Annotated in this window: 16 protein-coding genes, 2 pseudogenes and 1 riboswitch; of the genes and pseudogenes, 6 read left to right on the top strand and 12 right to left on the bottom strand. The window is 55.2% G+C overall.

The annotated features are described in order from the left end of the window. Nucleotides 1–370: 370 nt before the first annotated feature. Genes BR71_RS06760 through BR71_RS06775 form a run of 4 tightly spaced genes read right to left on the bottom strand, consistent with a single transcriptional unit; the run spans nucleotide 371 to nucleotide 2787 of the window. Entirely contained in the window at nucleotides 371–700 is a 330-nt protein-coding gene (locus BR71_RS06760; protein WP_043634628.1) for a DUF190 domain-containing protein, read from the bottom strand. A gap of 16 nt (nucleotides 701–716) precedes the next feature. Further along, complete coding sequence (gene crcB / locus BR71_RS06765; RefSeq protein ID WP_043634631.1) at nucleotides 717–1100, bottom strand: fluoride efflux transporter CrcB; 384 nt, start codon at nucleotides 1098–1100, stop codon at nucleotides 717–719. A gap of 18 nt (nucleotides 1101–1118) precedes the next feature. Beyond that, entirely contained in the window at nucleotides 1119–1457 is a 339-nt protein-coding gene (locus BR71_RS06770) for a DUF190 domain-containing protein (protein ID WP_043634634.1), read from the bottom strand. A 7-nt stretch (nucleotides 1458–1464) separates the two neighbouring features. Further along, entirely contained in the window at nucleotides 1465–2787 is a 1323-nt protein-coding gene (locus BR71_RS06775) for a voltage-gated chloride channel family protein (RefSeq protein ID WP_043634637.1), read from the bottom strand. Between the two features lie 86 nt (nucleotides 2788–2873). Next, a riboswitch (Fluoride riboswitch) is annotated at nucleotides 2874–2936 on the bottom strand. Nucleotides 2937–3109: 173 nt separating this feature from the next. Here BR71_RS06775 and BR71_RS06780 point away from each other — a divergent pair. From BR71_RS06780 to BR71_RS06790, 3 genes are all read left to right on the top strand, one after another. Continuing rightward, nucleotides 3110–5122: a methyl-accepting chemotaxis protein gene (locus BR71_RS06780; protein ID WP_043634639.1), complete on the top strand. Its 2013-nt coding sequence runs from the start codon at nucleotides 3110–3112 to the stop codon at nucleotides 5120–5122. Between the two features lie 60 nt (nucleotides 5123–5182). Further along, nucleotides 5183–5971 (top strand): substrate-binding periplasmic protein, encoded by a 789-nt coding sequence (locus BR71_RS06785; protein WP_043634641.1) that lies wholly within the window; start codon nucleotides 5183–5185, stop codon nucleotides 5969–5971. A 334-nt stretch (nucleotides 5972–6305) separates the two neighbouring features. Further along, a complete protein-coding gene (locus BR71_RS06790) occupies nucleotides 6306–6731 on the top strand; it encodes a hypothetical protein (RefSeq protein ID WP_043634643.1) in 426 nt (141 codons plus the stop codon). Nucleotides 6732–6785: 54 nt separating this feature from the next. On the opposite strand, the gene BR71_RS22800 is transcribed toward BR71_RS06790, so the two are convergent. The 4 genes and pseudogenes from BR71_RS22800 to BR71_RS25120 form a co-directional block, all read right to left on the bottom strand. Continuing rightward, nucleotides 6786–6995: a hypothetical protein gene (locus BR71_RS22800; protein ID WP_156038864.1), complete on the bottom strand. Its 210-nt coding sequence runs from the start codon at nucleotides 6993–6995 to the stop codon at nucleotides 6786–6788. 199 nt (nucleotides 6996–7194) lie between these two features. Continuing rightward, nucleotides 7195–7419, bottom strand: a complete 225-nt coding sequence (locus BR71_RS22805; RefSeq protein ID WP_052370390.1) for a hypothetical protein — start codon at nucleotides 7417–7419, stop codon at nucleotides 7195–7197. Nucleotides 7420–7566: 147 nt separating this feature from the next. Continuing rightward, nucleotides 7567–8109 (bottom strand): methyl-accepting chemotaxis protein, encoded by a 543-nt coding sequence (locus BR71_RS25115; RefSeq protein WP_425265927.1) that lies wholly within the window; start codon nucleotides 8107–8109, stop codon nucleotides 7567–7569. Nucleotides 8110–8115: 6 nt separating this feature from the next. After that, a pseudogene (locus BR71_RS25120) lies at nucleotides 8116–8919 on the bottom strand (PAS domain-containing protein); the annotation flags it as partial. A gap of 313 nt (nucleotides 8920–9232) precedes the next feature. Between BR71_RS25120 and BR71_RS06805 the strand changes: the two are divergent. The 3 genes from BR71_RS06805 to BR71_RS22810 all read left to right on the top strand — a co-directional run bounded on the left by BR71_RS06805 (nucleotide 9233) and on the right by BR71_RS22810 (nucleotide 16078). Further along, nucleotides 9233–10396, top strand: a complete 1164-nt coding sequence (locus BR71_RS06805) for a PP2C family protein-serine/threonine phosphatase (RefSeq protein WP_162179193.1) — start codon at nucleotides 9233–9235, stop codon at nucleotides 10394–10396. Between the two features lie 34 nt (nucleotides 10397–10430). Then, nucleotides 10431–11354: a GGDEF domain-containing protein gene (locus BR71_RS06810; protein WP_043634647.1), complete on the top strand. Its 924-nt coding sequence runs from the start codon at nucleotides 10431–10433 to the stop codon at nucleotides 11352–11354. A 107-nt stretch (nucleotides 11355–11461) separates the two neighbouring features. Continuing rightward, the gene (locus tag BR71_RS22810; protein ID WP_052370391.1) at nucleotides 11462–16078 is read left to right on the top strand and encodes a PAS domain S-box protein; all 4617 of its coding nucleotides are present in this window, start codon (nucleotides 11462–11464) and stop codon (nucleotides 16076–16078) included. 267 nt (nucleotides 16079–16345) lie between these two features. Here BR71_RS22810 and BR71_RS25125 read toward each other — a convergent pair. From BR71_RS25125 to istA, 4 genes and pseudogenes are all read right to left on the bottom strand, one after another. Next, a pseudogene (locus BR71_RS25125) lies at nucleotides 16346–16420 on the bottom strand (cyclophilin-like fold protein); the annotation flags it as partial. A 67-nt stretch (nucleotides 16421–16487) separates the two neighbouring features. Continuing rightward, the gene (gene istB, locus BR71_RS06820) at nucleotides 16488–17219 is read right to left on the bottom strand and encodes an IS21-like element helper ATPase IstB (RefSeq protein ID WP_043634650.1); all 732 of its coding nucleotides are present in this window, start codon (nucleotides 17217–17219) and stop codon (nucleotides 16488–16490) included. A 123-nt stretch (nucleotides 17220–17342) separates the two neighbouring features. Next, entirely contained in the window at nucleotides 17343–17849 is a 507-nt protein-coding gene (locus tag BR71_RS24600) for a Mu transposase domain-containing protein (RefSeq protein ID WP_208854844.1), read from the bottom strand. Nucleotides 17850–17951: 102 nt separating this feature from the next. Next, entirely contained in the window at nucleotides 17952–18701 is a 750-nt protein-coding gene (gene istA, locus BR71_RS24605; RefSeq protein WP_208854845.1) for an IS21 family transposase, read from the bottom strand. Nucleotides 18702–18912 lie beyond the last annotated feature (211 nt).

Below are 18912 nucleotides of genomic sequence, written 5' to 3' on the forward strand. Positions count from 1 at the left end.
ATAAAATACATATTACATAATACGTTATTACATACTAAAATTCCAAGTTGTATTCTTGAATTTTGCCAAAAATTAAGGCGTGATAATCACAAATTATCACGCCTGATGCGGCAAGCATACCATTTAGAGCAAGCTGGTTGGTACGGAACAATGGAGCGGAAATTGCACTTAAGCTCCCCTTGCCCTCAATTACTATCAGTCCCAAGGTCTTTGAAGCTGTTTCGGCGAGAGGCAGGGATAGTCCAATCATAGGGCAGGGTTGCCGACAGGAACCGGAGCAATCCAAATTGGTCGTGCAAGTGCATTCAAATATGCAGTCAGTGCCGCAAACTCAACGAACAGCCACGCCCAATAGAACCACTCAGTTAAGTCATGACCCACCTCTAAGATCTCCTGTCATGCCGAACTCGATCGGTGTTTTGACATAGAACATGTTGATGTTTTCATCGTGCAGGCGCCGAAAAAGTTGCTCTGCACTCTCCGCACTCAGTGCCATCGTTACTTCGATGGGTTGATCACCCAGCTCGAAGAAATGGACGGAATGCAGCTTGTGCCCGCGACCAAAACCCTCGACCGCTGCGATCAGGGTCGCGCCACCTACGCCCAGCTTGCGCGCCTCCTCGACCAGCCAGTCACCCAAGGGCAGGCAACCATGTTTGCGGTCTTGCTGGGTGAAGAAAGTCAGTTGAAAGCCTTGCATGATGTTCCCCTTTGCGTCAGAGCGGTTTCAAGGCGGCAACGGAGGCCAAGCCCAACAAGGTCATGACCAGCGAGCCCATCACATGGGCCGAAACAGCCACGCACGCCCACAGCATGCGCCCTTGCTGGATCAGAGTGGTGACTTCCGCCGAGAACGTCGAGAAGGTCGTAAGCCCTCCCAGAAATCCAGTGATGACAAGCAATCTCCACTCGGGAGCCAAGCCGGTTTGCTGACCAAAGTAGGCGAGCGCCACGCCCATCATGTAGCCGCCGAGCATGTTGGCCAACCAGGTTCCGGGGGGAATCATAGGGAACAAGGCGTTGAATACTACGCCCAATCCCCAGCGCAGGATGGCCCCCAACGACGCCCCAAGAGAGATAGCCAGCAGCGATCGGACCATCGCATAGCCTCCTTTGCCTCATAGCGCAAGTTCACAGTGGAACAGGACGGCTTGAACATGCCGCAACTCCTCTGCGTGTTCGTGAAGAAATTTCCGTAGTTGATCTTCCGCGTCGATCAGCTCAATGCATAGCGGATGATGAGCAGGAGAAGATTCAACGTGATGGTGACTAAGCTTTTTCCCCGGCAGGTAGCCCGCATGCACGCTGTGCATCAGGGCTTGGTGGATGCCGGCACGCTGAGCCGCATCGAGCAAATGGTAACTCAAGGCGGGAGCGGATAGGTGATGCCAGAACCGGGTGGGTTTGACCCGGGCTGACTGAGGAAAATACAGGCGCAAGGCGGTCATGTTCTGCATAGGAACCTCACAATTCCGTGGATTCGACAGACTTAGTCTTGGCACGCTGCAACTGCGCTTGCCGATAGGCAGGTAACTCACTCAACTTGATACCCTCCGGGGCGTATCGGTGCTTGGCCTGGCCGACCCGCTGCGAGCGGTAGATACCCGTGTGCCCAGAAAAGAGGTAGCTCACCACGCAAGCCACTGCGGCATAGACTCCGACCTCGGCACCAAACAGTTCCATGGCCATAAAGGTCGATGCAATTGGCGTGTTGGCCGCACCGGCAAACACCGCAACGAAACCAATGCCAGCCAGCAAGGGAGTGGGCGCATTCAATAGCGGTGCGAGAGCGTTCCCCAGAGTTGCACCGATGTAGAACAGTGGGGTGACTTCTCCACCTTTGAAGCCCGAGCCCAGCGACGCAATCGTGAAAACCATCTTGCCCGCAAAGTCATAGGGTGCAAGAGGCTGCTGGAACGCATCCACGATGGTCGGAATACCCAATCCAATGTAACGGTCCGTATCCAGAAACCATACCGCTGTTGCCACGATAACGCCACCTAGCATGGGCCGCAGCGGGGGGTAGCCCATCCACTTGTTGATCCATGCGCTGAGGGCATGGGTGGCATCGGCGAACACCTTACCCGTCAGGCCAAAAATAGAGCCTGCCAGCACCATCACGATCAACAGCCACGCTGAAATAGCTGGAATAGCGGGAATCGCATAGTGAGTATGGTGAATGCCCCATAGCATCCCAACCTGATCCGCAACAATGGCGGCCACCATGCATGGCAGGATCGCATCGTAGCGCAGGCGACCAATGGCCAACACCTCTAGCCCAAAGATCGCTCCTGCCAGTGGGGTGCCGAACACGGAAGCGAACCCTGCGCTGATCCCTGCCATCAAGATGATGCGACGGTCCTCATGCTTTAGCTTGAATAGGTGTGTGAACTGGTCTGCCAAGGCACCGCCCATTTGCACCGCGGTCCCCTCACGGCCAACAGATGCGCCAAACAGATGTGATACAACCGTGCCACCAAGCACCAATGGGACCATACGCAACGGGATGACTTTCTTGGGGTCATGAATCTCGTCGATCAACAGGTTGTTGCCAGCTTCGACATTCTGACCGAAGCGTAGGTATAGCCAGCCCACGGCAAAGCCGGCGATAGGCAGAAGCCAGATCAACCAGTGATGGCTGATCCTTGTGGCGGTGGCCCAATCGAGGGCAAAGAGGAAAAAGGCTGAGGCAGCCCCGGCAAGTGTGGCGACGGTACTTGCAAGCACAAGCCACTTGCCAATATAGGGCAGGAGATCAATCGACTCGGGATGTTTTGAAAGTTTCATACATGTCCTGATTTTTGTGGTTTTGGCACAAACCCGGACATGCGGCAGGCAAATTCAGTGTACACCTACACCTTCCCTGTCCGGGAATCTGTGTAGGCATCATCAGCCTCTAGGGCGGTTACAGGAGGAATGCCATCTCCTTGGACAAGGTCCGACTTCAACATACCAAATAAACTACCGCGTTGCCAATACCTCTCAAGCTTGGTCAGGGTGAGAAGCAAGGCACGACTGACACGTTAAGCTTTTTTTCGCTAAAAGTTGCCTATTCTGGAGCATGTGACTTTGCTCCGCGATCAGGCGGGGTGGCAAGCAGGAGTGCACCATGGCTTCACCCGTCGTCAAGTTGATGCAGCGTTTAAGCTATCCTAGCCGTTTTGCGCTGATTGGGGCGGTTTTTGCCGCCGCACTGGTCTATATGGTTTACGGGCTGTACCGAACCAATCAGGACAATATTGACTTCGCTGAAAAGGAAAGGGTGGGCGTCGCTTACATTTTACCGCTTAACCGAATGTCTTCGTCATTGGCGCAGGCGCAGGATTTGGCGGTGCGCGCCGCCCAAGGCGAAGCCGCCGCAAAGGCCGCTTTGCCGGAAGCACAAGCACGTTTAGACCAAGCCTGGTCGCAGTTGCAGAGCGCTCACGCCCAATTGGGTTCGACATTGCAAACGGAAGATGCTTGGAAGGCCGCTGATGGCGGCCGCAAGGCTTTGGCGCAGCTAAGCGGCGCGCCGTCCGAAAAGATTTTTGCCGGTTTCGACGATGCGGCAAGCAAACTCAACACGCTGCTTGGGGTTGCCAGCGATAACTCCAATCTTACCCTGGACCCGGATATTGACAGCTATTACTTGATGGATGCCGCCACGGTAAAGCTGCCGATGCTGATGAAGACGATAAGCGAGGCTTTAGCCCTGGCTAGCAAGCCAGAAGCGGGGCAGGCGCTAACCCCGGCCGAGCGTGATCGTCTGGTGGAGCTGCGTCCGATGATCAGCGGCGCGCATGATGGTTTAGACGGCGATTTAGCCAAGGTCTTAGCTTACAACCCCAGCCTCAAGAGCGCGCTGGACCCTGATATGCAGCAGATGAAGGCTTTCCGGCAGCAGCAGGCCGCGTCCGTTGACGGCGCCATTGCGGGAAAGACCGGGGCTGCGCTCAACCTTGCCGGCTTGGCGGTGCGAAATACCAGCGTGACCACTCACTTTAGCGATACCACTTTGCAAAGTCTGGATGCTTTGTTGTTAGCCCGTATCGGAAAAATGCAAACCCAGCGCAATCTTTATATCAGTATTGGGTTGGGGGCGATGCTGCTGGCCAGTTTTTTGTTCCATCAATTGTATTTGTCCATCACGCTGCAATTGGGCGGAGAGCCGTTCTATGTGCAAAGCGTGGTGGAGCAGTTGGCGTCAGGCCGGCTGAGCACGCACATTAATTTGCGAGAGCAGGACAGTGAGAGCTTGTTGGCTTCTATCCGGCAAATGGGCAATCAACTACGGGATACCGTGTCTCAGTTGATGGAAACCTCTAAGCTGGTCAATGAAGCGGCAGACCAGATGGCGCAAAGCTCGCAGGGTATTGCGTTGAGCAGCGAACAGCAGACGGAGGCCGCGGCCAGCATGGCGGCAGCCATCGAACAGCTCAGCACCAGCCTTACGGTGAGCGCTGAACAGTCCCATCAGGCCGATCAGCTCTCACGTTCCGCCGTGGATAAGTCCAGCGAAGGCAACGCGATCATTGATGAGGCCGGCGCCAGCATGGAGGGCATTGTGCGGGATGTTTCTTCCGCCTCGGACACGCTGGGCACTTTAGGCAAGCAGTCCGAATCCATTGCCCGCATTGTCAGTGTGATTCGCGATATCGCTGATCAGACCAATCTACTCGCCCTTAACGCGGCTATTGAGGCCGCCCGTGCCGGGGAGCAAGGGCGTGGCTTCGCCGTGGTGGCGGATGAGGTGCGCAAGCTGGCGGAGCGAACGGCTCAGTCCACCACTGAAATCAGCACTATCGTGTCCGATATCCAGCAGTCTTCGCAGCATGCGATCACCAGCATGCAGGCTGGCATGCACTCCATCATGCAAGGTCAAAACAAAACTCAGAACGCGAGCAACAGTATTGTTGCTATCCGGCAGTGCGTGGACTTGGTTCTGGAAAGCATTCAGCAGATCAACCAGGCATTGAAGGAGCAGAGCAGCGCCAGCCAAACGCTAGCTCAAAATGTGGAAAACGTGGCCAGGATGTCGGAAACCAATGCTGGCGCTGTTAAGACAAGCGCTCAAATGGCCTGTGAGCTGCAAGTCGTTTCGCAGCGCCTAGGGCAATTGGCCCGTCGTTTTAGTGTTTGAGTGAAATCAAGGGGCTTGCTCGTATATGCGACGTCTCCTCATCCTTCTAGGGCGGTTGACATGGCTTCTAAAGTGATTGGCTTGTTCTTGGCGGTTTGCTTACCTGTGCAAGCCTATGCGCTTGACGCGTCAATGGTTCAGATATGCGACGATGGTGATGAGTGGCCCCCATTCACTTACTACCAGCGCGTTGAGGGCAAGCCAAGCCGTACTATCACGGGGTTCTCCGTAGACGTTATTCGGAGCATTCTGAACAAGCACCGTATTCCTTTCACTATTACGCTACTGCCTTGGAAACGATGCCTTGGTTCGGTAGAAAACGGTGAAACTTATGCGATGGCGTTGAGCGTTAGCAAGAATCCTGACCGGGAGAAGAAATATTTGTTCTCTACGGCCTACTATAAGACGCACTATTATGTTTTTTATTCCAAGGCTAAGTTTCAAAAAGGCTTGAATGTAAAGAGTCAAGCTGATTTGAATAATTTCAGGCTGGGAGGCGTTAAGGGTTACGCCTATTCCGCTCTAAATTTTGTCGATAAAAGTAAAATGATTCTCGCTAATAGTTATCCCGATCTAGTGAAGATGATGAAGGCTGGCCGCCTGGATGTCTTCGCCGAAGATTACGAGGTGATAGCGGGCATGGCGAGTATTGGTGTGTTGAATGTCATTGACGACGATGAGATTGGAAGAGTGCCTCTGCCAGGAATGGGCGGCAACCCGTTCCATATGATTTTTAGCCGTGTTAATCCCCGTGGCGTGGAGTTGTTGAACATAGTTAACTCAGAACTGGAAAAAATGCGGCAGTCTGGTGAATTGGGCAAGTTGCTTGCAGTCTATGTCAAACCGTAAGTTTGACATGACTTCGGCTCAGTGTAACTAACGCCATCTTTTTGTCGAGAGGGCCCAGCGAGGATTTGTTTGCGGCTTCTATGAGGGCATGACTAAGACCGGCAAGGTGGCGAGAGCGATAGTTTGTTTCCAGGGCTCTCCGCTGATGGCTGCTCGCAGACGATGGTGCTCATGGGGTTTGCTGACCACTAGTTTGAAAGCGCGGACTCGTGCCCGAAGCCGGGAGGTCGAGACTCGTCCTAGCCGCGAGAGTATCCGTTCCGGTGAGGATTGGGTGACGTATTTCCCGGGGCGATTAGTTCCAGAAGGGCATGGCATTTGATCGGCACTCCGGGTGGGTACCGAGCAGCGCCGGCGTCAGCTGGTTTGTACTGAGATCAAGGTCAGTGCGGAAGGGCCTTATTTCTATCTGTTGGAAATGGAGTTGAAGCCTACCGAGCAACCGGGTCAATGTACGCTTCTGGCTTACACCCCTGACTTCCAGTGGATGGATGAAGCGACGCTCCTAGAGTTGCTCCAGCTGACGGTATCCCGAGGGCGATGGCCGAATCCCGGGAGTAAATGGAAAAAAGAAGCGGATTTTCTGCGAGCGCAAGCACTGTTTACGAAGATCTATGTGAAAGGGCTCCGACACCCAGACTCATCGGTTGAGGACAGCTTTAAGCCTGGCCCTTGGAGCGGCTTGATGCTGGGGCAAATCGACGGAGTGCTTCCAGACTTCTCGGAAGAAGTGGCAGACCCGGTCAGCGTGGTTCAATAAGCGGAATCAGAAAGGGCCGCCAGTGGCGGTCCCAAGCATGTTCCCTTGGCGAATTCAGACTTTGGGCCAGCGAGGATGCAGGTCGTCGATCACAAAAACATTCTCGGCGGTATCATCCGCCTCATGTTCGGCCAGGTGCGGGTGATCGGCGGGTAAATCATCATGGCTGTGCGAAAGCTGGTCAGGGTCGTACTTCGCCCAAATCCACATGCTGATCAAGGCCGTTAGGCCGACCCGCGCTCTCAGGATGATGAAGGTCGCCATCCGGCCGGCCTTGGCGGCCAACAGGCGTGCGATAAGGCGAATTGGGCTGCGGGTAAGGCCGGATGGTCTTTTGCATGGGCAGAGCGGCGCAGTAGGTTGCCAGACGGGATTTGCACTAGGCAATACTCCAGTCTCAGGACAAACCACAGCGGCAGCAGTCAGACGTAGCTGTTCAGTAGGCTTCTCAGCAACAGGCTGATCACCAGCACCCCGGCCCCACCCAGCACGCACTGCGGTCGGCAATGCCCTGCAGCAGTCTCGGCAAGGCCAGTGCGGTGGTCAATAAGCCTCCGCCAAAGGTGTGGGCCCAGGCGGTCTGGTGCTGCGATAGGCCGAAACGTGCCTGGACCAGCACCGCGGTGTTAACGATGACCATCGCGCTGGCCGCCGCCACGGTAAGGTTCAGCACCAAGAGACCGCGCACCGCAGGGTGGCCAGGTAAATACGGATGCCGCGTTGAATGGCCGGAACTGCCTTGGGCAAGGCAACCGAAACCACTAGCGTCGCCAAAGCCGCTTTCTATGCGGCAATGCTTTGTCTTGCCCAGGCCCGCGAGCTCGTAAACCCGCTCTCAGGTGCGTTGCTGCAGCAGCTCCGATACGTCGCGCACCACTTGCACCACTTCCTTGGCACCAGTGCGGATCTCCGCGATGGAGTCGCGCGCCTGCTCGGATAGCTGCAAACTGGTGTCGGCCAGGCGGCGCACCTGCTGCATAGAGGAGACAGCGGACTTGGAGTCCTCCTGGATGCTGCGCACGATGCCGGATATCTCGCCGGTGGATTGGCTGGTGCGCTCGGCTAGCTTACGCACCTCATCGGCCACCACGGCGAAGCCACGGCCCATTTCGCCGGCGCGCGCCGCCTCAATCGCCGCGTTCAAGGCCAAGAGATTGGTTTGGTCGGCGATCTCGCTGATGGTGCTGATGATGGTGCCGATCAGACCGGAGCTGTCGCCCAGCTTGGTGATGATGATGGAGGCGCCTTCCACGCTGGACGCCACTTTGGTGATTTCGCTAGTGGCCTGTTCCAGCACCTCGCTGCCCTTGACCGAAAGTTGCTCGGTGTTGACTGAGACTTCTATTGCTGATTGAGCGTTTTCCGCCTGGGCCTGCATTTGCTGCACTCGGCGGGTGATGTCCTGGGCGAATTTGACCACCCGCACCGGCTTGCCGTTGAGGTCGTACACCGGATTGTAAGTGGCCTCTAGCCAGATGGCTTGCCCGTTCTTGCTCAGGCGCTTGCACTGACCCTGGAAAAACTTGCCCAGGCGCAGCTGGCGCCAGAACTCCGCGTAGTCGGGGCTGGCGGCGTAGTCGGCGTCGCAGAGCATGCGGTGGTGCCTGCCGCGGATTTCAGCCAGCGTATAACCGAAGGTGTTGAGGAAATTCTCGTTGGCGTCCTGGATGTTGCCGTCCAGATCAAACTCGATCTGAGCCATGGAGCGGCTGATGGCCAGGCGGATGGCCTGATCGTTTTGCTCCCGGTGCACTTGTTCGGAGATATCGGACGCCACCTTGACCACGCCGCAGACCTGGCCGTCGCTGGATAGTATCGGTGTGTAGCTGGCTTCTAGCCAGATTTCCTCGCCGTTCTTGGTGAAGCGGTTGAAGCGGCCGTTGACCGGTTCGCCGCGCTTCAGTTTTTGCCAGAATTCGGCGTAGGCGGAGCTGGAAACATGGCTCTTGTCGCAGAACATGCGGTGATGCTTGCCAATTACGTCTTCGCGCTGGTAACCCATGGCGCGCAGGAAGTTTTCATTGACGTTGGTGACGATGCCGTCGGGGGTGAACTGTATCATCGCCATAGAACGGTCGATGGCGGAGAGCATGCCGCGCAGGCCGTCCAGTTGGTCAGTCAGCTCGCTGAGCTGCTCCTTGAGTTTTCCGGCAAAAAGGGACATTGCCACCTCCATTGTCATTGTCATCCAGAAGTGCCCGTGAAGCACGCTAAACCTCAATACAAACTAATACATCTCTCATGATTTGGAAGGGAAATTTGGACTGTCCCCGCTTCTGTAGGCAATCCTGCCCTATGCGGCGAGTAGATCAGCGAAAAACGTACTGTCAGTAATCGCAAGTTTAGACAATACTGAACTATAAATCTCATTGTCATTTTGCGTGATTTATTTGTTTGCGTTTATGTTTTCTCTTGTTTGCATCTATTACAAACTCTGCATTGGAATGGTAATAACGTAGACATAAGTCATCATGCCGATGCTGAATGTATCGAGTGATACCATGTCCCAATTAACCATTTTGCTGGTTGAAGATAGCGCGACCAATCGACAGATGATTGGTCAGTTCATTACCAGGCTGGGTTACCGTTGTGCGGTGGCCGTGCATGGTTTGGACGCTTTGGCTTACTGCCGGGCAAACCGGCCGGACCTGATCCTGATGGATGTCGTGATGCCTGAGATGGATGGGCTACAGGCGACGGAAGCTCTACGAAAACTCTTTGGTGAGAGTTGGGTGCCCATCATTTTTCTAACTAGTCAGAGTGAGTTGGAAAGTGTTGTTCTTGGGCTCAAGGCTGGGGGGGATGATTATCTTGCCAAGCCTGTGAATTTTGATCTGTTAGCCGCAAAAATACAGGTATTTTTGCGTATTGCCGAGATGCAGGAGCAGATTAATCAGGATGCGATTCGCTTGGAAAGGTACTACCAGGCCAATGAAGAAGAGCAACGACTGACTTTAGAGCTGATTAAACGGCTCAATGAGCAATATACCAGTCCTCAACCCCATATCTGGCAGCATCTCAGCCCGGCTGCCCATTTTAATGGCGATCTCATTTGCATCTGCCCCTCGCCCTCAGGGCAGGAGCATATCATGCTGGCGGACTGTACCGGACATGGCTTGGCAGCCGCCATTAGTGCCTTACCTGTTGTGGATTGTTTCTATGAAATGACCCGAAATGGCTCGACGCTTTCGGATATTGCCGCGGGCATTAACAAAAAAATATACAAATTATTACCCAGAAGTCGATTCGTCGCGGCCGCCCTTATTTCTATTGATCACAAAGCGGGCACTATTCATGTTTGGAATGGGGGCATCCCTTGCGTGCTTCTTTTTAGCGCTTTTGGAAAGCTGGCTGTCAGACTAAAGCCGAGGCATCCTCCGTTAGGCATTCTACCCGAAGAAGATTTTGACAAAGCCACCCAAGCTCTTAATTTTCACTTGCACGACATGCTTGTGGTCAGCTCTGACGGCATTACTGAATCCAAAAACCGTCAAGGCGCCATGTTTGGCGTGGAAGGTGTCATTGAGGCCGTCAAAAACACCGAAGGCAAGTCTGTCGGCGATCATGTCCTCAAAATGGTTAGCCTGCATCTAGAGGGGGATGCTTCCAGCGATGATGTCTCTCTGCTCGTGGTAGATTGCATACAAAATCACAACAATATGTGAGTTGTTACTTTAATTACTTCGTATGGAGTTGAGAATGAGTAATGTGGTAGAAGCAAACAGCCCAATACTGATTATTGACGACAGTGTCACCAACATTAAGATCATGAGCAGTCTTCTGGCTGATAAAGCTCCAATCATTTTTGCCATGACTGGCCGTGCGGGCATTGACGCGGCACGGCGGCACCAGCCCTTGCTTATTCTATTGGATGTAGAAATGCCCGAGGTAAACGGCTATGAGGTTTGCCGCCGTTTAAAAGAAGACGCCTCCACCGTCGACATTCCTATTATTTTTGTCACCTCACATCAAGATGCTCAGCATGAAATTCAGGCGCTTGAAGCGGGTGCCGTAGATTTCATTAGCCGCCCACTCAATTTTCCTATTGTACGGGCTCGAGTCCACACTCACTTGACGCTAAAAAAGCAAGCGGATTTATTGAAGCAACTCGCTAATTGCGACGGTTTAACTCAGTTATACAATCGCCGTTATTTTGACAAGCAACTTGAAGTGGAGTGGCTGCGACATCTACGCCAACGGCAGTCATTAGGGTTGGCCATGATTGACGTGGATGACTTCAAAAAATATAACGATACCTATGGCCACTTAGAGGGTGATGCCTGTTTGCAGCGAGTGGCACAGGGTTTGCTCAGTTCGACTCAGCGTTCAGGCGAATTGGTTACACGTTATGGCGGAGAAGAATTCGCGGTAGTTCTTCCAGGTACTGATGAGGCACAGGCTTGTCAATATGGGGAATGGATTTGCCATAAAATTCGATCACTGGCCATCCCTCATGAGGGCATTACTAGCAGAAGAGTTGTGGCGGTTAGCGTAGGCATTGCGACTTGCATACCATCCAAGCACGAGAGTCCAAGTCATCTTGTTAAGCAGGCGGATGTCGCTTTATATCAAGCCAAACAGGGTGGACGAGATAATTATAGTCTAGCTATCGCTTTGGCTTAGCCGTATTGCCAACCCAGAACACTTTTGGAGGTTGTATGGACAGATCAAGCCAGCTTCCCTTTCCTGAGGTTGCTGGACCTCCTCGGCATCGATATGCGAGATGTTTTATGCTTGCTATTGCATACTGTCTTCTCGCCGCTCTGTCCATTGTGCTTACCCGAGCATCCAATAGTGTTGCCAACATCTGGTTAGCGAATGTTGTTGCATTGGCATTATTTATTCGAAGGCCGTATCGAGAGTGGCAGGAGTTGCTTGCCACATTGCTGCTGGTCAGTTTTATCACCAACCTTGTGCTGGGCAGCAGCGTTGGTTTTAGCATTATGGCCAGCTTGGCGAATGGTTTAGAGATTGTGTTGGCTGCTTATTTGACCAAGGCGTGGGTAAAATTGGACTGCCAAGCGCCTTCGCCTGCCATGCTGCTGACTACTTTTGCTGTTTATTTGTTTATCGCTACGCCACTTTCATCCATCTTTGCTGCTATCTTTATCTGGTTTGTTGATGGCTTTAGTTTGAGTGGAGTCATGTTTCATTGGTGGCTGGGCGATGCCATTGGATTATTGCTAATAGGTCCCACTGCGCTACTGCTAAGTCGGGACGCTCTGAAAAACACGATATCAGCGCATCGCCCCCCCACCTTAATACTCGCCACCATTACAACCCTCGTCATTGCCACGCTGCTGTTATATTTCACGCCATCCCCATTTCTTTATATCGCTTGCCTTTTAACGCTAGTGGCTTACTGGCTTGGCGCCTTGCCCGCGGCATTGATTGGTAATCTGATGCTGCTCTCTATTGGGGCGCTTGCTTATTTTCATGTATTCCCCCTTCCAGAGAAATTGTCGACTATCTCATCGTTGAACCTCTGGGCCACTACCGGAGTGACTTGCCTATTCCCCGCTTTGGTTGGCGTTGCCATGGATCATATCCGCAGGCAGCGTACCTTGCTTGATGCCAGCGAGGCCCGGTTTCAAGACGCGATGAACTTTGCTGCCACCGGTTTTGCCATTGCAGATATGAGAGGCTTCTTGCTAGAGGCCAATCCTCATTTGTGCCAAATGCTGGGTTACTCCGTGGAGGAGTTGCGCGGCATGACGGTCAAGCAGCTGACGCACCCCGATGATCTGGAACAGTCGATTGCGCATTTACAGACCTTGCGTTCCGGCGAGTGCGAGAGTTATCAGTTTGAAAAGCGCTACCTGCACCGTAGCGGCCGGCCAATCTGGGTGGAGTTGCGGGTCTCCAAGCTGAACTGGGGGCAAGCCGAGGGGCATGTGATTCTGCAAATCGACAATATCGATGCACGGATGGCGCAGCAACAACAGATTCTGGATTTGACGGAGCGCCTGTCTCTGGCCACACGCGCAGCGGAAGTGGGGATTTGGGATTGGGATCTGCAAACCGGTTTGCGGGTCTGGGATGAGGCGATGTACCAGCTGCACTGGTATCTCCCATCCGACACGCTGCCAATAGATGAGATGTGGCTTTCCAGGCTGCACCCGGAAGACAAGGACATGGTGCAGGATCGTCTGCGTCAAGTGCTGCGAGGGGCTGGGGAGTTAAGCATCGCGTATCGATTATTGGGCCCTCATGGCGAGGTTCGCTACCTGGAGGGCATGGCGGTTGTCGTGCAAAAAGGAATGGATGGCCGACCGTTACGCATGGTGGGCGTTAGCCGAGATGTGACGCAGCAAGAGTTGGCCAAGCGGGCCGAGGAGCAAATGCATAGAGAGTTGCAAACCATTATCGATCATATGCCGATGGTGATCAGTTACTGGGATGCTCAACTTTGCAACCGCTTTGCCAATCGCGCTTATTTCGAGTGGTTTGGCTTGTCCAACGCGCCCGATCGCCATCCAGCCGTCCCTCCGCTCTTTAACGATGAGTGCTATCCGTCGGGGCCTTCCTATGTTCAACAGGCGCTCCAAGGCTTGCCGCAGCAATTTGAACGCTTGCTGCCCGATGCCGCCGGCCAGCCTCATGATGTGGTGATCTCTTATGTGCCGGATAAGCAATATGGTCAGGTGCAGGGGTTTTACGCCTTTATCACCGATGTGACCTTGCTGCGGATCGCTCAGGACGCGGTATTGGAAGCTCAGCAGCATCTGCAAAGCGTGATCGACGCCGCCAGCGAATTCGCCATTATCACGACCCAACTGGATGGGACCATTCAGATGTTCAGTTCCGGCGCCGAGCGCATGCTGGGCTACCGGGCGGAAGAGCTGGTTGGCAAGCAAACCTTGCTCTTGCTGCACGTCGAAGACGAGATCAATGACTATGGCCGGGCGTTTCCTGAAGCGGTCTTGGGCTTCGAGGCCCTGGTTCATAAGGTCAAGCAGGAAGGCATGGATTCGCAGGAATGGCACTATCGCCGCAAGTCGGGTGACTTAGTGCCGGTCAATCTGGTGGTCACGGCCATCCACAATCTGGCCGGCGAGATTAGCGGCTTTCTGGGGGTGGCCCGCGATATCCGCGAGCAGCGATTAGCCCAGCACACCCTGCAGCAGGCTAGGGAGCAAGCGGAAGCCGCCAACCGCGCCAAAAGCGAATTCGTCGCCAATATGAGCCATGAGATTCGCACCCCGATGAACGCCGTTTTGGGGATGTGCCACTTATTGGGGTCGACTCCTCTAAACGCGGAGCAGAACAAATATCTGGAGATGCTGCGGGCGTCCGGACAGTCCTTGTTGGGCATCCTCAACGACATTCTGGATTTCTCCAAAATTGAAGCTGGCAAGCTTAGTCTGGCGCCCACGCCTTTCGTCCTGGAGGAAAGCATGAACGCGTTGGCCTCCATGATGTCGGTCACGCTCGGCGACAAGCCCCTAGAGTTGGCCATTGGCGTGGAACCAGAGACGCCCTTGCGTCTGATCGGCGATCCCCTCCGCCTACAGCAGATATTGGTGAATCTCACCGGCAATGCCATCAAATTCACTGAGCAGGGGGAGGTGGTGGTGTCTATCCAGTGTCTGAATAAGGACGCCAGCGCTGCCACGCTCCGATTTTCAGTACGGGATACGGGCATTGGATTGACTAAGGAGCAATGCTCGCGCTTATTTACGCCATTTGAACAAGCGGATAGCTCCACAACCCGACGGTTTGGCGGAACGGGCCTAGGCTTGGCAATTTGCAAGCGGCTGGTGAACTTGATGGGGGGCGAGCTGCTCGTCAACAGCGAACTGGGGGTGGGCAGCGAGTTTCACTTCACCATTCAGCTTCCGATTGATCTCGACGATTCATTGCCGCTTCAGACTAAGACTCCGATCTGGTCGCGCTTGCTGGTGGTGGACGACAATGCGGTCACACGCCATTTTCTGGAGCAATCGATTCTTGCCTGGGGAGGCGAAGTGGATTTGTGCAGCTCCGCAGAGCAGGCACTGGAGCTCGCCCAAGCGCAGACTGAACTTGGGCGATACTACGATGCCGTGCTGCTGGATTGGAACATGCCGGGTCAGGATAGCCTCAGCACCGGCGTTGCTCTCAAAGGCCTGATTGGCGCTTCACATCCCGTGCCGGTAATCCTGATGATGAATGGGTTTGATCGTAAACAGGCTGTGGAAAATGGCGCGCTAGGCCAGTTGGACAGCGTGCTGATCAAGCCCATCACCCGTTCTAGCCTGTTCGATAGCCTGCATGAACTGTTGGGTGACCGGACGCTGCTGACTACTCTGGAACCGAGCACGGCTCAGAAAACGGCGCCGCTTTGCCTGAAGGCGTGTTCCATCCTGCTGGTGGAAGATAATGAATTTAATCAGATCGTTGCCAAGAAGATCCTGGAGCAGTCTGGCGCCAGCGTGACGCTGGCTTCAAATGGCCAACTTGCCGTCGATTATTTGCGTCAACATGCTGAAGAGGTGCAACTGGTGCTGATGGATGTTCAAATGCCGGTTTTGGATGGCTTAAGCGCAACACAAATCATTCGCCAAGAACTCAAACTCGAGTTGCCCATCATTGCGATGACGGCGGGCGTGATGCAGAGCGAGCAAGAGCAGTATTTGGCTTGTGGGATGAACGACTTCATTGCCAAGCCGATTAATGTTCCGGAAATGCTAGCGACTATTTGTAAAAACCTGGGACGCCAAACGGGCGAACCATCCATGGAGGACAATAGCCCGCTCCAGCAGCCCGTCTCTTCGTTGCCGGACTCCTTCGACCCTGAGCCGCTACTGAAAATATTGGGAAATGACAGCCTGCAGTTAAAGAAACTGGTTCAACAGTTCATAGAGGAAAACCAGGGGCTTGATCTGTTCTTGAAGAGTAGCCTGCAGGTAGAAAGTTGGAGCGAAGCCGTTAGGAGGCTCCATACCTTAAAAGGCATCGCGGCGACGTTCAAAATGGAAGCCTTAAGGGGGCAAGCGGAACAGTTGGAACATTTATGCAAAATGAAAGACGCTGGGCAAGTCCTGGCCGCGCTGGAACCCTTTCGCATCACTCTAGACACAACGCTGGGGGCAATGAAGACATGGCTTGAGGCACAGCAAGAAACGCTCCCTGGCGTGACGCTTCCCTTAACAGAGGCCAACTTCAATACACTCTTGCAGCAACTGGACGAGCGGAACTTCTCCGCCTGTGATGCGTACTACCAGATCCGCTCATCGTTGTTGCCACAGTGCTCGCCAGACGCCATGCAGTTGTTGGACTCGGCCATTGATGCGTTGGACTTTGAGAAAGCAAGCGGCTTGCTCCGACAACAGCAATGGAATATCCCGGTTTCTGGAGAAACGTAAACAGGAGAAGTGGCTAGAGCCGATAGACTTCAAGCTTGGTCTGATGGGCTCTACATGAAGAAGATTCACCCATGATATTCCACCATGCGCCGCGCTAAAGCGTTTGCCTGAGCATTCGCATGAATACAGACACACGTTCGCTTTTCAATGCCGACATTCAGTCGCACTCCAAAACCGACATCCAGTCGCATCCCAGAGCCAGCATCGAATCGTAGCCTAGTACCGTCAGCCTAACTTTCGGCAACGCTGACTAGCGGGTTTCGGCAACTAGCCGTGCTTCTCGTTATCGTTGAGCCCCTCCATGTCTACCGTCAGCGGCAACATGTCGGCGAATGCGCGAGCAGCCGCGGTATTGTGTCAATCAGCGTCGAATTTTGACCACCTGTCAGCGTCGAATTTTGACCAGGCATCAGGCCGCTTTACGATGCTTCTTGAACCGGTAGGAATCGTTCCCCGTCTCCAGAATGTCGCAGTGGTGCGTCACCCGGTCCAGCAGCGCTGTCGTCATCTTCGCGTCGCCGAACATGCTCACCCATTCCCCGACGCTCAGGTTCGTCGTCACGATCAGGCTCGTCTTCTCGTACAGCTGGCTGATCAGGTGAAACAGCAGCGCGCCGCCTGATTCCGGAAACGGCAGGTAGCCCAGCTCGTCCAGGATCACCGCGTCCATCAGCATCAGTTGACGCGACAGGTTTCCGGCTTTGCCGGCCCGCTTTTCCTGCTCTAGCAAATTCACCAGATCCACCGCGTTATAGAACCGCACCCGCTTGCCCTGATGGATCGCCGCGACGCCCAGCGCCGTCGCCAGATGGGTTTTGCCCGTCCCGATTCCGCCCACCAGAATCAGGTTGCGCGCTTCCGCCAGGTAGTCGCCACTGGCCAACGCGGTCAAGCGTTCTTCCGGCAGTGGACTTTCCGCCCAGTCAAAGCCTGTCAGATCCCGGTGGTGCGGGAAACGCGCGGCTTTCATCTGGTAGCTCAGGCTGCGCGCTTGCCGGTCGGCCTGTTCCGCCTCCAGCAGTTGCAGCAGCATCGCCTCGCCGGTCAAGACCTGGCGGCGGGTTTCGGCCATCAGCTTGCCCCAGGCGCTGGCCATCCGGTACAGCTTCAGCGCTTTCAGTTTGCTCAGGGGCTTAGTCATGGCAGCCCTCCAGCAACTGGTCGTAACGCGCGCAGTTCGCCGCCGGCGCTTCTTTCAGCTGCAAGTTCTCCAGCACGCTCAACGCTGCCGGACGGGCGGGTTCGGTCAGCCGGCGCAGCTCATTCAGAATGATGAGCGCGCTGATCGCCTTGTGCTCCAGCGCCGCTGGCAGGCCACTTCCAGTGCTTCCAGGCCGGTTTCTCGCCCGATCAGCAGCAGATCGGCGAAGGCCCGATCGCCTTTGGCCTGTTTCATCAGCGTCTGGCACACGGTTTCAATCGCCGCCGGCAACACCCATTCGACGAAGGGCCGGCCATGCCGCAAGGCGACGGGCTTGGTTTGCAGGATCGGCACATAGTGCCAGGGTTCGCAGATCCACTGATCCCGTCCGAAGCGCCGGTCGTGGCGGGCGATCTCGGCGCCGTCGGCGAAGGCGCGGATCTGGCCGGTGCTGACGCGCACCGACACCACCTTGCCCGCCCATTGCGCCGGCACGCTGTAACGATTGCGCTCTATCGTCACCAGGCAGGTGCTGGAGACGCGCAGCGCCTGCTCCACATAGCTGTCGAACGGCATGGCGATGGGCGTCAGCTGCTGCCGCTCGTCTGTCCAGGCTGCGGCCACCGTCACCGGCTGGTGCGGATGTTAGCGTTGCCCCAGTTCGCGGCAGCGTTGTGCCAGATGGGCATTGAGCGCCGCGAAGTCGGCAAAGCGCGGGGGCGGCGTGAACAGTCATTCCCGGATATTGCCGACCTGATTCTCCACTTGCCCTTTCTCCCAGCCCGCAGCCGGCGTGCAAGCTACCGGCTCGAACAGGTAGTGATTGGCCAAAGCGAGGTGGCGACTGCTGAAACGGCGGGACTTGCCGGCAAAGATCGCATCCACCCCCGTCTTGAGGTTGTCATAGATCACCTTGCGCGGCGCGCTGCCAAAGAAGGCGAAAGCCTTAACGTGGGCGTCCAGCACCATTTCCTGGGTCTCACGCGGATAGGCGATGACGAAAGGCTGGCGGCTATAGGCCAGGCGGAAGTGCGCCAGCTTGATGGTCTGGGGGATGCCGCCGAGCACGACGTGTTCGTAGCTCCAGTCGAATTGGCAAACCTCGCCGGGCGCGAAGAGCAGCGGGACGAAAGCCTGCTTCGGCGTAAGCGTGCCGGGCTGGGCAGCCTTCCAGGCTTTGACGTGGTGCTGGATGCTGTCGTAGGCGCCCATGTACCCCTCGGCCTGCAGGCATTCGAACAAACGGCGGGCGGTGCGGCGCTGAGCCTTGGGGAGCAGGCTGTCGAGCTCGAGCCAGGCGTTCAGCGTCGGCATGAAGGCGCCGAGCCTGGGATGGTGCGGCTGGCGCTGATATTGCGGGGCTTCGGTGGTCTTGAGGTATTTTTTGACGGTGTTGCGGGAGAGGTTGAGGGAGCGGGCAACAGCGCTGATGCTCTCGTTGCCCACCAGGTGACGGCGTCGGATCTTGCCGATGGTTTCCATGCAAATCACTCCAGGTTTGCCCTCGCCAAAAAAGACGAAGTGTGGCACATGCCCGGGGTGGTCAAAATTGGACGCTGTTTACCCCGGGAACCTGGTCACTTTTGCACGCTGTTTAACAGCGGTATTGGCCAGGGAGATGGCGAGGCGACGTTCGCCGACAGTCATCCACATATGCAATTCCTACGTTTTATTGGTTGCCTGCGCGGAGCTA

It is taken from the genome of Chromobacterium haemolyticum DSM 19808 (genome assembly GCF_000711885.1).
Lineage (GTDB): Bacteria > Pseudomonadota > Gammaproteobacteria > Burkholderiales > Chromobacteriaceae > Chromobacterium > Chromobacterium haemolyticum.

Bases quoted from the DNA above. Each gene is read 5' to 3' on its own strand.
- BR71_RS06760 (WP_043634628.1), bottom strand. From the start codon at position 700: ATGCAAGGCTTTCAACTGACTTTCTTCACCCAGCAAGACCGCAAACAT.
- crcB (WP_043634631.1), bottom strand. From the start codon at position 1,100: ATGGTCCGATCGCTGCTGGCTATCTCTCTTGGGGCGTCGTTGGGGGCC.
- BR71_RS06770 (WP_043634634.1), bottom strand. From the start codon at position 1,457: ATGCAGAACATGACCGCCTTGCGCCTGTATTTTCCTCAGTCAGCCCGG.
- BR71_RS06775 (WP_043634637.1), bottom strand. From the start codon at position 2,787: ATGAAACTTTCAAAACATCCCGAGTCGATTGATCTCCTGCCCTATATT.
- BR71_RS06780 (WP_043634639.1), top strand. From the start codon at position 3,110: ATGGCTTCACCCGTCGTCAAGTTGATGCAGCGTTTAAGCTATCCTAGC.
- BR71_RS06785 (WP_043634641.1), top strand. From the start codon at position 5,183: ATGGCTTCTAAAGTGATTGGCTTGTTCTTGGCGGTTTGCTTACCTGTG.
- BR71_RS22800 (WP_156038864.1), bottom strand. From the start codon at position 6,995: ATGGCGACCTTCATCATCCTGAGAGCGCGGGTCGGCCTAACGGCCTTG.
- BR71_RS25115 (WP_425265927.1), bottom strand. From the start codon at position 8,109: ATGCAGGCCCAGGCGGAAAACGCTCAATCAGCAATAGAAGTCTCAGTC.
- BR71_RS06805 (WP_162179193.1), top strand. From the start codon at position 9,233: ATGTCCCAATTAACCATTTTGCTGGTTGAAGATAGCGCGACCAATCGA.
- BR71_RS06810 (WP_043634647.1), top strand. From the start codon at position 10,431: ATGAGTAATGTGGTAGAAGCAAACAGCCCAATACTGATTATTGACGAC.
- BR71_RS22810 (WP_052370391.1), top strand. From the start codon at position 11,462: ATGCTTGCTATTGCATACTGTCTTCTCGCCGCTCTGTCCATTGTGCTT.
- istB (WP_043634650.1), bottom strand. From the start codon at position 17,219: ATGACTAAGCCCCTGAGCAAACTGAAAGCGCTGAAGCTGTACCGGATG.
- istA (WP_208854845.1), bottom strand. From the start codon at position 18,701: ATGGAAACCATCGGCAAGATCCGACGCCGTCACCTGGTGGGCAACGAG.